This window comes from Bordetella sp. H567, from assembly GCF_001704295.1.
GTDB lineage: Bacteria > Pseudomonadota > Gammaproteobacteria > Burkholderiales > Burkholderiaceae_B > Bordetella_C.
Map to the genome: position 1 here is coordinate 4,172,229 of NZ_CP012334.1, position 14,963 is coordinate 4,187,191.

The following is a 14,963-nucleotide window of genomic DNA, read 5'->3' on the forward strand; positions in this document are numbered from 1 at the left end:
ATGGCGGACCATAGCCCGCACGACGGCACCAGCATCGCTTTTACGCTGAACGGCCGCGCCACGGCGCTGCGCGTGGACGGCGAACGCCGGCTGCTGGACGTGCTGCGCAACGATCTGGACTTGAAAAGCAGCCACTACGGCTGCGGTTCGGGTGAATGCGGCGCCTGCTTCGTCCTGCTGGACGACCACGCGGTGCCCGCGTGCGACACCCCGATGTGGGCGGTCGCGGGCAAGCGCGTGGTGACCTCCGAAGGGTTGGGCACGCCGCGCGACCCGCACCCATTGCAAGCCGCCTTCATCGCGGAGCAGGCCGCACAATGCGGGTATTGCACCTCGGGCATGCTGATCGCCGCCGCCGCGCTGCTGCATCGCTGCCCGCGTCCCTCCGATGCGCAGATCCGCGAAGGCATGGAGCGCAATCTGTGCCGCTGCGGCACGCAGCTGCGCGTCATCAAGGCGATACAGCGCGCCGCCGCGATTCCTGCGGGTGCCGGCACCGGCGCCCCGGCAACGCATGACACGCGCACGACCGCGGAAAACGGCGCGCCGGGACACGAGGGCGCGCAGCCATGACCGCTCCCCTGCCCTTGAGCCTGCAAGCCAACACACGGCTCGCAACATGGCTGCGGCTGGATCCCGGCGGCTACGTCGACGTGCGTTCCGGCAAGGTCGAAATCGGCCAGGGCATATTGACGGCCCTTGCGCAGATCGCCGCCGAGGAACTGGACGTCGCGTTCCACCGCATCCGCATGGTGCCCGCGGACACGGCGAACAGTCCGGACGAGGCCGTGACCTCGGGCAGCCTGTCCATCCAGCATTCCGGGTCCGCGCTGCGGCACGCCTGCGCCCAGGCGCGCGCGCTGCTGTTGGACAAGGCGGCGCAACGGCATGGCGTGGCGGCGGATACCCTGACCGTGATCGACGGCGCCATCCATCATGACGGGCACATCCTGACGACTTATTGGGAGCTTGCCGACGATGCGCTGCTGGACCGCGACGCGAGCCCGGATGCCGAACCGAAGCAACGCGACGCCTATCGGATCGTCGGCACGGCACAGCGGCGCGGCGATATCGACGACAAGGTCTATGGGCAGTTCCGTTTCATCCACGACCTGACGCTGCCCGCCATGGCGCATGGCCGCATGGTGCGCCCCCCCTCCCCCGACGCCGAGTTGCTGGAGTGGGACGGGGACGCCGTGGCCGCCTGGGACGGCATCGTGGCCGTGGCCCGCGACGGTTCGCTGGCGGGCGTCGTGGCCGAGACCGAGGCGCTGGCCGAACGCGCCGCCACGGCGTTGGCCAAATCCGCCCGCTGGCGCGAACGGGCCTCGCTGCCCGATGTCGACGCGCTGCCGGCCTGGCTGAAAACGCTGCGCACGGTGGATATGCGGCTGGGTAATGCCGGCCCGGCCCCGGACACCCCGCTGCCCGGCGGCACGGCGCATGGCGCGCAGACCGATGCCGTGGCCAACGGCACTGGCCGCACGACATTCCGGGCGGCCTACAGCAAACCCTTCATCAAGCATGGCTCGATAGGCCCTTCCTGCGCGCTGGCGCTGGCGGGCGACGGCACGCTGGAGGTCTGGAGCCATACGCAGGGCATTTTCAATCTGCGCAAGGACCTGAGCCTGGCATTCGGCCTGCCCGAAACCGCCATCGTCGTGCGCCACGCGCAGGGCGCGGGCTGCTATGGGCACAACGGCGCCGATGACGTCGCCTATGACGCGGCATGGTTGGCTCGCCGGTGCCCCGGCCGGCCGGTGCGCCTGCAGTGGTCGCGCGCCGATGAATTGAACTGGTCGCCGCATGGCCCCGCGATGGCGATCGAGCTGCAGGCCGACGTGGACGACGACGGCCGCGTCGTGGCGTGGCGACACGAACTCTGGAGCCCGGGCCATGGCCTGCGCCCCGGCCGTTCGGCCACGCCGACGCTGCTGGGCTCGTGGTACCTGGAACGCCCGTTCGAGCGGCTGCATGCGGTGGACGCCCCGCGCGCCACTGGTGGCGGCGCGGATCGCAACGCGGACCCGATCTATGAATTCCAGAGCACGGACGTGCTGTGCCATCGCGTCCTGGACGTTCCCCTGCGCACATCGTCGCTGCGGTCGCTGGGTGCCTATGGCAACGTCTTCGCCATCGAGTCGTTCATGGACGAACTGGCGCTCGCGGCCCACGCCGATCCCGTGGCCTACCGGCTGGCGCACCTGGCCGACCCGCGCGGCATCGCCGTCCTGCGGCAAGCTGCCGCCATGGCAGGCTGGGAAAGCCGCGTCGCGCCGCGCGCCGATGGACAAGGCCGGGGCATCGGTTTCGCGCGGTACAAGAACACCGGCGCCTATTGCGCCGTGGTCGCCGATGTCGAAGTGCAGGAGCGCGTACGCGTGCGCCGCCTGTGGATCGCGGTGGACGTGGGCCTGGTCATCAACCCGGACGGCGTGCGGCAGCAAATCGAAGGCGGCGCGCTGCAGGCCGTGAGCTGGACCTTGATGGAAGCGGCGCGCTTCGACCGCACGCGGCTGCTGGGCGAAAACTGGCAGGACTATCCCATGCTGCGGTTTTCACAGGTACCGGAAGTGCAGATCGATATCGTGCAGCACCCAGGGGACGACCCGGTGGGCGCCGGCGAAGGCTCGCTCGGGCCCACGGCGGCGGCCATCGGCAATGCCGTCTTCGATGCCCTGGGCGTACGCGTGCGCGATCTGCCGCTGACCTTCGAACGCATCGCGGCCGCGATGGAAGACTAGGGCCTGCGCATCGCGCGCGCAGAAACCACCAGGGCGCGCCGCATCGCGCGCGCGGAAACTTCGAACCAACCAAGGAAACGCATGAAATTGAACCTCTTCAGCGGCGGCGCCGCGAAAGCCGTCGTGACCGGCCTGCAGGCCGACTTCGAACAGCGCCATGGCGCCACGCTGGACGCCAGCTTCGGCGCGGTGGGAACCATGCGTGACAAGCTGCTGGCCGGTGCGCCCTGCGACGTCATCATTCTTTCCGATGCCTTGATCAAGGACCTGGAAAAGCAGGGGCATGTAGTTGCAGGCAGCGCGCGCCCGCTGGGACGCGTCGAAACGGGCGTGGCGGTGCGCACAGGCACGCCGCCCGTTACCGTCGCCGACGGGGCCTCGCTGAAAGCCACGCTGGCCGCCGCGCGTGGCCTGTATGTTCCCCACTTGAAACAATCGACCGCCGGGCAGCACATCGCGGACGTGCTGCGCAGGCTCGGCCTGGACGAAGCGCTCGCGGACCGCATACACGAATATCCGAACGGCGCGGTTGCGATGGGTGAGTTGGCCAAGACGACCGGCGACGGCATGGTCGGCTGCACGCAGGTGACGGAAATCCTGTACACGCCGGGCGTGACGCTGGTAGGGCAACTGCCGGAAGAATACGGATTGAGCACCGTCTACACGGCGGCCTGCTGCAGCAAGGCAAGCTATCCCGAGGCGGCCAAGGCTTTCGTGGAGACCCTGGGCGGCGCGGCCTCCCTGGCGCTGCGCAAGCAGGCGGGTTTCGTGGTCTGAATAGCGGTACGCGTTATTTGTGCAGCAGGCGCCGCATGGCAAGGCCCGCTGCGGCGCCGATCACCAAGGTGAACATGAAGGCCGCCACGGCCAGGATGGGCGCCTGGTCCACGAAGTCGCTGGTGAGCGTGGCGAACAGTACCCAGCCCCCGTTCACGACCGCCAGCGCCACGCACCCGCCCAGCGTGACACCGACACCCACGGCACGGCCGCACAAGGCGCCGCCCAAAATGGCAATGGCCACCACCGTGGCCATTCCCCAGAACAGATTTTCATACGCCATCGCACCGCCGCCTTTCGACGAAAAGCGGCAGTGTACCGGCCAATCAATTGTGTGAATACTCTGGCTCGCCGTTGTAGCGAACGCCGCGGATCCCTTGGAATAACTGGCGGCAATTGCGTTCCGCTTCGTCCTGCGAGTTGAAGGTGCGGGCGCCCGCCATCGTCCAGCATTTCTCCGGCGCGTTCACGCCGATCTTGCGAGTCCACACCTGCACACGGTATTTGCGGTCGCCGTCCGCTGCCACCGCGCACCGCACCCGAAAGCCGTTGACCGTACGAGTCTCCATGTGAACTCCCTTGTATGAGCAGCTCGCCGGGATGGCGGCCAGTTGAGCGGCATTTTGCCGCGCGGATTAGGACGCCTTTATTGCGACTTGGAAACGAAAAGCGATAAATATTTTCTGAGTACGAACGCGTTTCCTGCCCAAAAACAACGCCGGCACACGGGCGGCCTACACGCGTTTGTAAGTTTTTGTTAAAGCCGCGTGGAACTTTACGGCTGAGCAGACCTGTTTCACCCCATTTCGCGGCACGGCCGTCCCCCGGAACAAGGCCCCATTGAAAACCACAAATCCACAAAAAAACACATTCCGCAGCCAGGGATGTAGCGGATTGTCGCCTTTTGATGAGGTGAGGGCCGGGCGGAAATCAGACTTTTACCCGACAATAGAGCCGTTACTTTCCACAGCTGCCGTGGCAGCAAAGCGCAGGAACATCATGATCAAACGTTGGATAGTCTCTGGCCTTGGCGCCGCCGCCCTGCTGGCCTCGGGCGTTGCGCTGGCTCACGTGGATGTGGGTATCTCCATCGGAGTTCCCCCGCTGATCGTGGGGGCCCCTGTCTATGCCGCGCCAGCCCCCGTCTATATGGCGCCGCCCGCCCCGGTCTACGTGGCGCCGCCCCCCGTAGTGGTGGCCCCCCGCCCGGTGTACGTGGCGCCCCGGCCCTACTATTACCCCGGGCCCTACTACCATGGCGGCCCGCGCTACTACCGCGAGCGCTGGGACAACGACCATCACGGCAAGGGCCATCACCACTGATCGGCGCTTCGCGGGAAACTCCCATCCATGCTTGGGGTGCCGCCTACGTGCGGCCCCAAAAAAAGAAACCCGCCGGGGAACCGAGCGGGTTTCTTTTTGGCAAGGCCCGGCGCCGCCCCGGATGGCCTAGCGGCCATGGGCAGGCGGACGCGTCGAGCGCGCCCCCCGCCCCTCCGGATACCCGCGGCGCGGGCGACCGGCGGTCAGGGACGCAACACCGATACGCCCCCCATATACGGGCGCAGCGCCTCGGGAATGATCACGCTGCCATCAGCCTGCTGGTAGTTCTCCAGGACGGCGACCATGGTGCGGCCCACCGCCAGTCCGGACCCGTTCAAAGTGTGCACGTACTCTGGTTTGCCCTGTGCATTGCGGAAGCGGCCCTGCATCCGACGCGCCTGGAAGTTTTCGCAGTTCGACACGGATGAAATCTCGCGCCACGTGTTCTGGGCCGGCAGCCAGACCTCCAGGTCGAAGGTCTTGGCCGAATTGAAACCCATATCGCCGGTGCACAGCAGCATGACGCGATACGGCAAGCCCAGGAGCTGCAGCACGCGCTCGGCATGGCCGACCATTTCGTCCAGCGCGGCATAGGACTTCTCCGGCTGCACAATCTGCACCATTTCAACCTTATCGAACTGGTGCTGCCGGATCATGCCGCGGGTGTCGCGGCCGCCGCTGCCGGCTTCGGAACGGAAGCACGGCGTATGGGCCGTCAGTTTCAGCGGCAGGTCCGCATCGGCGAGGATGGCGTCGCGCGCCACGCTGGTCAGCGTGACCTCGGACGTGGAGATCAGATATTGATCCTCGCGCACGTAAGGCTTGCCGTTTTCGTCCTCGCGCGGGCCGTCGTCGGCGCCGCCCTTGGTGACCCAGAACATATCGTCCTTGAATTTCGGCAGCTGGCCCACGCCGTACAGCGTGGAGCTGTTGACGATATAGGGCGTATAGCATTCCGTGTAGCCGTGCTGACCGGTATGCAGGTCCAGCATGAACTGCGCAAGGGCACGATGCAGGCGCGCGATCTGGCCGCGCATGAAGGAAAAGCGCGCGCCGGACAGCTTGGCCGCCATATCGAAGTCCAGGCCCAGGGGCTCGCCGATGGCCACGTGGTCCTTGGGCTCGAAAGGCAGCGGCGGCGGATTGCCGTCCGCACCGGCGGCCGCGGGCAGCCAGCGCCGGACTTCGACGTTGTCGTCGCTGGATGCCCCGACCGGTACGCTGGGATGCGGCAGGTTGGGAACCACGCGCAGCAATTCGGTCAGGGATTCCTGCACGTCGGCCAGGTCTTCTTCCAGCTGCTTCAGGCGCGCGGGCAATGCCTGCGATTCGGCCATCACGGCGGTGGCGTCTTCCCCCTTGGCCTTGAGCTGGCCGATCTGCTTGGCCAGCGCATTGCGCCGGGCCTGCAGGGATTCGGTTTCGGTCTGCACGGACTTGCGGCGCGACTCCAGCGCATTGAAGCGCTCCATATCGAATTGCACGCCGCGGGTCTTGAGCCGGTCGACGACGGTTTGCAGGTCTTTGCGCAGCAGGGTGGGGTCAAGCATGGTTCTCTGGGGGCGGGGTTGCGAGGGGGCGGGGCCTTGGGGCCCTACCGCTTGCCGGCCTTGGCCTGCGCGTCCAAATCGCGCAGGAAGGCCAGCTTCTGCTGGATTTTAGCTTCCAGGCCGCGATCGGTCGGCTGGTAGAACGTGGGATGCAGGCCGTCGGGAAAGTAATCTTCCCCCGCGGCATAGCCGTGGGGCTCGTCATGGGCGTAGCGATAGGCGTGGCCGTGCCCCAATTGCTTCATCAGCTTGGTGGGCGCGTTGCGCAGATGCAGGGGCACCGGGGCGCTGCCGTGTTCCTCCGCATAGCGGCGGGCGGCGTTGTAGGCGTTGTAGAGGGCGTTGGACTTGGCCGCGCAGGCCAGGTAGACCACGGCCTGCGCCAACGCCAGCTCGCCTTCGGGCGATCCCAGGCGTTCGTAGATATCGGCGCCATTCAGCGCGATTTCCGTGGCGCGCGGATCGGCCAGCCCGATGTCCTCGATGGCCATGCGCACGATGCGGCGCGACAGATAGCGCGGATCCGCGCCGCCGTCGATCATGCGCGCGAACCAGTACAGGGCCGCGTCGGGGTCCGAGCCGCGCACCGATTTGTGCAGCGCGCTGATCTGGTCGTAGAAGGCGTCGCCGCCCTTGTCGAAGCGCCGCAGGTTCTGCGACAGCGAGGTTTCCAGCCACTCGGCATCGACGATGTCGCGATGCGCCGAGCGCGCCGATTCCGCCACGACTTCGACGGCGTTGATCAGGCGGCGCGCGTCGCCGTCGGCCCAGCCGGCCAGTTGCTCGCGCGCGCTGTCGTCGAAGCGCATGGCCGCGTCGCCGGGAAACGTCGCGTTCAATTCCGCCAGCGCGCGGTCGATCAACTGCATCAGCTCCTGGGCGGTCAGCGACTGCAGCACGTACACGCGGGCGCGCGACAACAGCGCGGAATTGACTTCGAAGGACGGGTTTTCCGTGGTGGCGCCGATGAAGGTGAACAGGCCGCTTTCCACATAGGGCAGGAAGGCATCCTGCTGCGCCTTGTTGAAGCGATGGACCTCGTCGACGAACAGAATGGTGCGGCGGCCCTGTCCCTGGGCGACCTGGGCCACGGTGACCGCCTCGCGGATATCCTTGACGCCGCCCAGCACCGCGGAAATAGCGATGAACTGGGCGTCGAAGCCATCGGCCATCAAGCGCGCGAGCGTGGTCTTGCCGACCCCGGGTGGCCCCCAGAAGATCATGGAGTGCGGCCGTCCGGACTGGAAGGCCACGCGCAGCGGCTTGCCTTCGCCCAGCAGGTGGGACTGGCCGACGACGTCGTCCAGGGTGCGCGGCCGCAGGCGCTCCGCCAGCGGGATATGTGCCCGCTGCGCCGGGTCCGCGGCGAAGAGATCGTTGCTCATGGGGGAAGAAGAAGGCAATCGAGAAAGTATTACACCAGATATGCGGGCGAAGCCCGCCAAGGCAAGCCGCCGGCGGGTATTTCCGGTGTTCGGTTGTCCGGTGCTCGGCGTGAGGCCGCGACGAGGAGTCAAAGTACCTATGGGGCGGCATCCCTCGGGAAAACCCCGGCTGGCGGACTGTAAATAATTTTCAGGATAATCTGAAAAAACGGATTTCCCGGTAAAAGTTTTCAGCCCGGCGGTGCCGACATGCCAGATTCCACCCCTTGCTATCCTCCCGTCGACCCGGTCGGCAAAGGGCTGGGCGCCCTTCCCGCCGGCTGTACGCCCACCCAGGTCGCCGGGCTGGGCTGGAACCTGCTGGCCGAGGACGTGAGCCTGCCCGTAGCGGTCCTGTATGAATCGCGCATACGCCACAACCTGGCGTGGATGCAGGAATTCATGCGCGCCTATCGCGTACAACTGGCCCCGCACGGCAAAACGACGATGAGCCCCGCGCTGTTCCATCGCCAGCTGCAGGGGGGTGCCTGGGGCATCACGCTGGCCACCGCGCCGCAAGTCCATGCGGCCTACCGCTACGGCGTGCGGCGCATCCTGATGGCCAACCAGCTGGTGGGCCGCGCCAACATGGCGCTGGTCGCGCAGATGCTGGAGGATCCGGCCTTCCAGTTCTGCTGCCTGGTCGACGACCCGGCCAATATCGCCAGGCTGGGCGAGTATTTCGCCGGCCAGGGACGCGTGCTGCGGGTCCTGGTGGAGCTGGGCGTGCCCGGCGGCCGCACCGGCGTGCGCGACGACGCGGCGCTGCGGCGGGTGGTCGACGAAGTGGCACGCTGGCCCCAATCGCTGGCCTTGGCCGGCGTGGAGCTGTACGAAGGCGTGCTGTCCGACGAAGGCCAAATACGCGATTTCCTGCGCCGCGCTGTGTCCACCCTGCGCGACCTGCAGTCGCACGGCGCGCTGGCGCCCGGCGGCGCGGCCATCCTGACCGGCGCGGGATCGGCGTGGTTCGACGTGGTCGCCCAGGAGTTTTCCGGGTTGGACATCGGCCGCCCGCTGGACATCGTGCTGCGTCCCGGCTGTTACCTGAGCCACGACGTGGGCATCTATCGCGGCGCGGCCAAGCGCATCGGCCGCGACAACGATGTCGCGCGCGGCATGGCGCCCGGCCTGATGCCGGCGCTCCAGGTATGGGCCTACGTGCAATCGCTGCCCGAACCGGGCCGCGCCATCATCGGGCTGGGCAAGCGGGACGCCGCCTTTGATGCCGGCCTGCCCGTTCCCGCGCGGCACTACAGGCCCGGCGCGGCCGCGCCGCGGGCCGCCAGATCGGGGGGGGTCCCATCGGTGGCCGTCCCGGGTGGCCGTGCGGCGCCGGCAGCCGCGCCGGCCGGCTGGGAGGTAACCGCGATGATGGACCAGCATGCCTTCATGCGCATCGCCGACGGCGACGACATCCAGGTGGGCGACATGATCGGCTTCGACATCTCGCATCCCTGCCTGACCTTCGACAAATGGAAGCAGGTGCTATTGGTGGACGACGATTACCGCGTCGTCGATATTGCACAAACCTTTTTCTGACGCCCCCCGCGATATCGCGTCAACGCTGGCCGGCGGCATCCAGGCCCTCCCGCGCCCGAGCCTTTCCGACAGCATCCATGCGATATCGCCCAAGCGCCTTTTGTGTCTTGTATTTCCCGCCCGGCGGCGCCGTCCGTCCTGACCTTCTGGAGCACACTCGATGAACGCATTGGTCTCCCGTCGCCGCGACGGGCTGAAAACGATTTTGCTCGCGGCCGCGCTGGGCGTGGCCGCATGGGGCGCGCCGGCGCACGCGGCGCCCGAGAAGGGCGGCACGATTTCGGTGGCCACCATAGGCGAGCCGCCGACGCTGGATCCGATGGCGAGCACGGCGGACCTGGTCGGCATGATCAGCCAGCACATCTACGAAACGCTGTACACCTTCGACGCCAAGTGGAACCTGACGCCGCTGCTGGCGCAGGCCCTGCCCAGCATCAGCGCCGACGGCCTGACCGTCACCATCCCCTTGCGCGCCGACGTCAGCTTCCATGACGGCAGCAAGATGCGCGTCGAAGACGTCATCGCGTCGCTGCAGCGCTGGACCGCCACGGCATCGCGCGGCAAGCAGACCGCCCCGCTGATCAAGACCATCGAGGCAGCCGACGATCACACCGTGCGCATTACCCTGACGCAGCCGTATGCGCCGCTGACGGCCCTGCTGGCCATGAACAATGCCGCGGCGGTCGTCATGCCCAAGAGCAAAATCGCGGCAACGATCACCGACTACATCGGCACCGGCCCCTACATGGTCAAGGCGCGCGTGCCGGACCAATACCTGCAACTGGTGCGCTTCCCGGGCTATACCTCCCGCGGCGGCCAACCCGACGGCTACGGCGGCGCGCGCCAGCAGAACCTGGACGAAATCCGCTTCGTGCCCGTGCCGAACGCCAATACCCGCCTGGAAAGCGCCGTGGCCGGCCAATACGACTACGTCGATTCCATCGCCGTGGAATCCGCCGGCAAGCTGAAGTCCGGCAAGTCGCAGGCCGTGCTGCTCAAGCCCTTCGGCTGGCCGCGCCTGGTCATGAATACCAAACAAGGCATCATGTCCAACCTGAAGATGCGCCAGGCCGTGCAGATGGCGCTGAATGAAGAGGACATGCTGGCCGCCGCCTTCGGCAGTACCGACTACTACACCGTGGACGGCGCCATGTATCCCAAGGGCTATCCCTGGTACACCGACCGCGGCACCCAGGCCTACAACAAGGGCGATACCGAAGGCGCCAAGAAACTGATCGCCGCCGCCGGCATTCCCGACCGCACCATCCGCATACTGACCAGCCAGCAATACGAATTCCACTACAAGATGGCGCTGGTCGCGGCCGAATACCTGAAGCAGGCCGGCTTCAAGGTCGATATGCAGGTGGTCGACTGGGCCACGCTGACGCAGCGCCGCCAGGATCCGGCCGTGTGGGATATCTTCATTACGCACAGCCCCTTCCTGCCGGAACCCGCGCTGATCGACTTTCCGTCGAAGAACTCTCCGGGATGGTGGGACACGCCGCGCCGCAACCAGGCGCTGGACGCCTTCAACCGCGCCACCTCGCAGGAAGAGCGCGTCAAGCTCTGGGGCGACGTGCAACAGGCCATCTCCGATGAAGTGCCCTTCATCAAGGTGGGCGACTTCAACGCGGTGGCGGCCAAGTCGCCCGCGCTGGAAGGCGTGACGCCGGCACCCTGGCCTTACTTCTGGAATGCGTGGAAGGCGTCGAAGTAATCGGCGCATCGAGGATTTCCTGTGTTGTCCTATCTTTTCAATCGCCTGCTCGGCCTGGTCGCCGTCATGTTCCTGGTGGCCACGATCGTTTTCGTGATCATCCGGGTGACGCCCGGCGACCCAGCCGCGGTGATGCTGGGTCCCGAAGCCAGCCAGCAGGATATTTCGGCCCTGCGCACGCGGCTGGGGTTGGACCGGCCGCTGCCCGTGCAGTACGTGACGTGGCTGGGACAGCTGGCGCGCGGCGACCTGGGCCAGTCCATCTTCCTGAACAAGCCCGTGCTGTCCGCGCTGGCCGATCGCGCGGAGCCGACGTTCTGGCTCACGCTGCTGTCGCTGATCATCGCCACCGCCATCGCGCTGCCGGTCGGCATCCTCTCGGCGGTCCGGCGCGGCACCGCGCTGGACCAATCGGTGCTGAGCTTTTCCATGTTCACCTCCAGCGTGCCCAGCTTCTGGCTGGGACTGCTGCTGATGCAGGTCTTCGCGGTGAAGCTGGGCTGGCTGCCGGTGTCGGGCTATGGCGGGCCGGATGCATCGTTCGCCACGCGGCTCAGCCATCTAGTGCTGCCGGCGGTCGTGCTGGGCCTGGTCAATTCGGCGCTGATCACGCGCTTCATCCGGGCCAGCATGCTGGACGTGCTGCGCGACGACTATGTGCGCACGGCCCGCGCCAAGGGACTGCCGGAGCGCAAGGTCATCATCAAGCATGCGGTGCGCAACGCCCTGATTCCCATTTTGACCGTGCTGGGCCTGACCACGGCACTGCTGGTCAGCGGCGCCGTGGTCACCGAAACGGTATTCGGCCTGCCCGGCGTGGGCAGCCTGGTGGTGTCCGCGGTGCTGCGGCGCGACTATCCCGTGATCCAGGGCGCGCTGCTCGTGGTCGCGGCGATCTACGTGTTGATCAATCTTTTCATCGACCTGCTCTATCTGGCGGTCGATCCGCGAGTACGCTACTGATGTCCATGGCCATTTCCTCGCATGCCGGCGGCGAACGCTGGCAGGTCCTGCGGCTGCTGGTCGCGCGCAAGACCGTGCTGCTGAGCGTGCTCGTGCTGGTCGTCCTGGTGGGCGCCGCGCTGCTGGCGCCGCTGATCAGTCCCTACGATCCCTTCAAGCTGTCCATCGTCAATCGCCTGAAGCCGCCCAGCGCGGCACACTGGTTCGGCACCGACGACTTCGGCCGCGACGTATTCAGCCGCGTCGTCTACGGCGGGCGGCTGTCGCTGACGGTGGGCTTCGCCGTGGTGGTGCTGTCCAGCATCCTGGGTATCGCGCTGGGCCTGGTGGCGGGCTTCTTTCGTGGTGCCGATAAATTCGTGTCACGGCTGATCGACGCCATGATGGCCTTCCCGGACATCCTGCTGGCGATTTCCCTCGTGGCGGCGCTGGGCCCCTCGGTGCTGAACGTGGTGATCGCCCTGGGCATCGTCTACACCCCCCGCCTGGCGCGCATCGTGCGCGCATCGACGCTGGTGATCCGTGAACTGCCCTTCGTGGAAGCGGCGCGCGCGCTGGGCGTGTCGACGCACCGCATCGTCGCCGTGCACGTGCTGCGCAACCTGATATCGCCCATCCTGGTGCAGGGCACCTTCATCTTCGCCTATGCCATCCTGGCGGAGGCCGGGCTGTCCTTCCTGGGCGTGGGCGTGTCGCCCGATATCCCCACCTGGGGCACGATGATCAACGCCGGCCAGCAGTACATGGGCTCGGCCGACTGGATCATGATTTTTCCGGGCATCGCCATCGTGCTGTCGGTGTTGTCCCTGCAATTGGTGGGCGACGGGCTGCGCGATGTGCTGGACCCGCGCCTGCGCAAGGAGTTGTGAGCATGACGGCAAGCACACGCGACGTCGTTCTCTCCGTGGAAGGACTCAAGACGTGGTTTCACAGCCGCGACGGTATCGCCAAGTCCGTGGACGGCGTGACCTTCGACCTGGCGCGCGGCGAAACGCTGGCCATCGTCGGCGAATCCGGTTCGGGTAAATCCGTGACCAGCCTGTCCATCATGGGCCTGCTGCCCAAGCCCGCGGGGCGCATCGAAGCCGGCAGCATCCGCTTCCGCGACCGCAAGGGCGTGGAGCACGACCTGGCCACGGCCCCGCCCGCGCGCATGCGCGACATCCGCGGCAAGGAGATCGCCATGATCTTCCAGGAGCCGATGACCAGCCTGAACCCGCTGTACACCGTGGGCGACCAGATCGCCGAGGCGGTGCTGCAGCATGAAGGCGGATCGCGCGCCGCGGCGTTGGCGCGCGCGCGCGACATGCTGGAACGCGTGGAAATCCCCGCCGCGGCGCGGCGCGTGAACGAGTATCCGCACCAGATGTCGGGCGGCATGCGCCAGCGCGTGATGATCGCCCTGGCGCTGGCCTGCAACCCCTCGGTGCTGATTGCCGACGAACCGACGACCGCCCTGGACGTGACCGTGCAGGCGCAGATCCTGGACCTGCTGCGGCGCCTGCAGGCGGAGCTGGGCATGAGCGTCCTGTTCATCACCCACAACCTGGGCGTGGTGGCGGAAATCGCGCATCGGGTGGCGGTGATGTACGCGGGCCGCGTGGTGGAGGACGCCGATGTCTACGACCTGTTCGAGCGCCCCAGCCATCCCTATACGCGTGGCCTGCTCTCCTGCATTCCCACCGACGCGCTGCTGGCCAGCGGCGAACGGCTGCGCGCCATTCCGGGCAATGTGCCCAGCGTGCTGGCCCTGCCCGGCGGCTGTACCTACGCGCCACGCTGCGAATTGGCTACGGAAGCCTGCACGCGCGCGGTGCCCGACCTCATCGACGTGCGCGGCGGCCACCGTGCCCGTTGCATCAAGGTGATTCCCGCATGATGGACGCCATGACCGATGCTACTTCCCATGCCAGCGCCGCGGCTGTCGCCCCGGCGGCCGATGCCGGCCAGGCGCGCGAGGCGGGCCCCTTGCTGCGCGTGCAGGACCTGCGCGTGCACTTCCCCACGTCATCGCGGCGCGGCGCGCCGGTCGTCAAGGCGGTGGACGGCGTCAGCTTCGACGTGCGCCGCAATTCCATCGTCGGCCTGGTCGGCGAATCCGGCTCGGGCAAGACCACGACGGGTCGCGCGCTGCTGCGCCTGCTGCCGGCCACGGGCGGGCGCGTGCTTTTCGACGGCACCGACCTGAGCGGCCTGGACGAACGCGCGATGCTGCCCTGGCGGCGCCGCATGCAGATCGTGTTCCAGGATCCCTATGCCAGCCTGAATCCGCGCATGACGGTGGCTGAAATCCTGGGCGAGGCCCTGGACACGCACAAGCTGGCGCGCGGCCGCCGGCAGGAGCGCATCGCCGAACTGCTGACGCGCGTCGGCCTGAACGCCGACCACGCCAGGCGCTACCCGCACGAGTTTTCCGGCGGCCAGCGCCAGCGCATCGGCATCGCGCGCGCCCTGGCCGTCGAGCCGGATTTCATCGTCGCGGACGAACCGGTTTCCGCGCTGGACGTCTCCGTGCAGGCGCAGGTGCTGAACCTGCTGCAGGACCTGCAGCGCGACCTGGGCCTGGCCATGCTGTTCGTCGCCCACGACCTGGGGGTGGTGAACTACCTGTGCGATGAAGTCGTCGTACTGTATCTGGGCCGGGTCATGGAAAGCGGGCCGACGCGACGCGTCTATGCGGCGCCGCGCCACCCGTATACGCGCGCCCTGCTGTCCGCGGCACCGGTGCCGGACCCGCGCGCAGCACGCAAGCGCATCCTGCTGAAGGGCGATATTCCCAGCCCCATCGACCCGCCTTCCGGCTGCGTCTTCCGCACGCGCTGCCCGCACGCCATCGATGCCTGTGCCCGCACGGTGCCGCAGGTCGAAGCGGTGGGCGGCGGGCAGATGGTGGCCTGCCTGCGGGCCGCCGAGCTGGCCTGAA

Annotated in this window: 14 protein-coding genes; 10 read left to right on the top strand and 4 right to left on the bottom strand. The window is 67.3% G+C overall.

What is annotated here, in order from left to right:
* From AKI39_RS18765 to AKI39_RS18775, 3 genes are all read left to right on the top strand, one after another.
* Complete coding sequence (locus AKI39_RS18765) at window positions 1-573, top strand: (2Fe-2S)-binding protein (RefSeq protein WP_066639433.1); 573 nt, start codon at window positions 1-3, stop codon at window positions 571-573.
* A complete protein-coding gene (locus AKI39_RS18770; RefSeq protein ID WP_066639434.1) occupies window positions 570-2,744 on the top strand; it encodes a xanthine dehydrogenase family protein molybdopterin-binding subunit in 2,175 nt (724 codons plus the stop codon). The genes AKI39_RS18765 and AKI39_RS18770 overlap by 4 nt, the downstream gene beginning before the upstream one ends.
* Window positions 2,745-2,825: 81 nt before the next feature.
* Window positions 2,826-3,521, top strand: coding sequence for a molybdate ABC transporter substrate-binding protein (locus AKI39_RS18775; protein ID WP_066639436.1), 696 nt, complete (start codon window positions 2,826-2,828; stop codon window positions 3,519-3,521).
* A gap of 13 nt (window positions 3,522-3,534) precedes the next feature.
* Here the strand turns inward: AKI39_RS18775 and AKI39_RS18780 are convergent, their stop codons facing one another.
* Window positions 3,535-3,804 carry a hypothetical protein gene (locus tag AKI39_RS18780; protein ID WP_066639438.1) on the bottom strand — a complete coding sequence of 90 codons (270 nt, stop codon included), beginning with the start codon at window positions 3,802-3,804 and terminating at the stop codon, window positions 3,535-3,537.
* Between the two features lie 43 nt (window positions 3,805-3,847).
* A complete protein-coding gene (locus AKI39_RS18785) occupies window positions 3,848-4,090 on the bottom strand; it encodes a hypothetical protein (RefSeq protein ID WP_066639440.1) in 243 nt (80 codons plus the stop codon).
* A gap of 433 nt (window positions 4,091-4,523) precedes the next feature.
* Here AKI39_RS18785 and AKI39_RS18790 point away from each other — a divergent pair, with 433 nt between their 5' ends.
* A complete protein-coding gene (locus tag AKI39_RS18790; RefSeq protein WP_066643322.1) occupies window positions 4,524-4,844 on the top strand; it encodes a virulence factor in 321 nt (106 codons plus the stop codon).
* Between the two features lie 203 nt (window positions 4,845-5,047).
* On the opposite strand, the gene serS is transcribed toward AKI39_RS18790, so the two are convergent.
* Both serS and AKI39_RS18800 read right to left on the bottom strand, forming a co-directional pair.
* Window positions 5,048-6,394: a serine--tRNA ligase gene (gene serS, locus AKI39_RS18795; protein ID WP_066639441.1), complete on the bottom strand. Its 1,347-nt coding sequence runs from the start codon at window positions 6,392-6,394 to the stop codon at window positions 5,048-5,050.
* Between the two features lie 44 nt (window positions 6,395-6,438).
* On the bottom strand, window positions 6,439-7,779 hold the full coding sequence (locus tag AKI39_RS18800; RefSeq protein WP_066639443.1) for a replication-associated recombination protein A: 1,341 nt from the start codon (window positions 7,777-7,779) through the stop codon (window positions 6,439-6,441).
* A 249-nt stretch (window positions 7,780-8,028) separates the two neighbouring features.
* Between AKI39_RS18800 and AKI39_RS18805 the strand changes: the two genes are divergently transcribed.
* The 6 genes from AKI39_RS18805 (at window position 8,029) to AKI39_RS18830 (ending at window position 14,962) form a co-directional block, all read left to right on the top strand.
* On the top strand, window positions 8,029-9,360 hold the full coding sequence (locus AKI39_RS18805; protein ID WP_066639444.1) for an amino acid deaminase: 1,332 nt from the start codon (window positions 8,029-8,031) through the stop codon (window positions 9,358-9,360).
* A 160-nt stretch (window positions 9,361-9,520) separates the two neighbouring features.
* Complete coding sequence (locus AKI39_RS18810) at window positions 9,521-11,077, top strand: ABC transporter substrate-binding protein (RefSeq protein WP_066639445.1); 1,557 nt, start codon at window positions 9,521-9,523, stop codon at window positions 11,075-11,077.
* Between the two features lie 21 nt (window positions 11,078-11,098).
* Window positions 11,099-12,040: an ABC transporter permease gene (locus AKI39_RS18815; RefSeq protein WP_066639455.1), complete on the top strand. Its 942-nt coding sequence runs from the start codon at window positions 11,099-11,101 to the stop codon at window positions 12,038-12,040.
* Entirely contained in the window at window positions 12,040-12,909 is an 870-nt protein-coding gene (locus AKI39_RS18820) for an ABC transporter permease (RefSeq protein WP_066639458.1), read from the top strand. The genes AKI39_RS18815 and AKI39_RS18820 overlap by 1 nt, the downstream gene beginning before the upstream one ends.
* Before the next feature lie 2 nt (window positions 12,910-12,911).
* Window positions 12,912-13,919 (top strand): ABC transporter ATP-binding protein, encoded by a 1,008-nt coding sequence (locus AKI39_RS18825; RefSeq protein ID WP_066639461.1) that lies wholly within the window; start codon window positions 12,912-12,914, stop codon window positions 13,917-13,919.
* Window positions 13,916-14,962 (top strand): ABC transporter ATP-binding protein, encoded by a 1,047-nt coding sequence (locus tag AKI39_RS18830; RefSeq protein ID WP_443102355.1) that lies wholly within the window; start codon window positions 13,916-13,918, stop codon window positions 14,960-14,962. Before AKI39_RS18825 ends, AKI39_RS18830 begins: the two co-directional genes overlap by 4 nt.
* Window position 14,963: the final 1 nt, after the last annotated feature.

Coding starts and splice junctions, on each gene's coding strand:
- AKI39_RS18820 (WP_066639458.1), top strand. CDS start 12,040: ATGTCCATGGCCATTTCCTCGCATGCCGGCGGCGAACGCTGGCAGGTC.
- AKI39_RS18830 (WP_443102355.1), top strand. CDS start 13,916: ATGATGGACGCCATGACCGATGCTACTTCCCATGCCAGCGCCGCGGCT.
- serS (WP_066639441.1), bottom strand. CDS start 6,394: ATGCTTGACCCCACCCTGCTGCGCAAAGACCTGCAAACCGTCGTCGAC.
- AKI39_RS18770 (WP_066639434.1), top strand. CDS start 570: ATGACCGCTCCCCTGCCCTTGAGCCTGCAAGCCAACACACGGCTCGCA.
- AKI39_RS18780 (WP_066639438.1), bottom strand. CDS start 3,804: ATGGCGTATGAAAATCTGTTCTGGGGAATGGCCACGGTGGTGGCCATT.
- AKI39_RS18805 (WP_066639444.1), top strand. CDS start 8,029: ATGCCAGATTCCACCCCTTGCTATCCTCCCGTCGACCCGGTCGGCAAA.
- AKI39_RS18800 (WP_066639443.1), bottom strand. CDS start 7,779: ATGAGCAACGATCTCTTCGCCGCGGACCCGGCGCAGCGGGCACATATC.
- AKI39_RS18825 (WP_066639461.1), top strand. CDS start 12,912: ATGACGGCAAGCACACGCGACGTCGTTCTCTCCGTGGAAGGACTCAAG.
- AKI39_RS18810 (WP_066639445.1), top strand. CDS start 9,521: ATGAACGCATTGGTCTCCCGTCGCCGCGACGGGCTGAAAACGATTTTG.
- AKI39_RS18775 (WP_066639436.1), top strand. CDS start 2,826: ATGAAATTGAACCTCTTCAGCGGCGGCGCCGCGAAAGCCGTCGTGACC.
- AKI39_RS18785 (WP_066639440.1), bottom strand. CDS start 4,090: ATGGAGACTCGTACGGTCAACGGCTTTCGGGTGCGGTGCGCGGTGGCA.
- AKI39_RS18765 (WP_066639433.1), top strand. CDS start 1: ATGGCGGACCATAGCCCGCACGACGGCACCAGCATCGCTTTTACGCTG.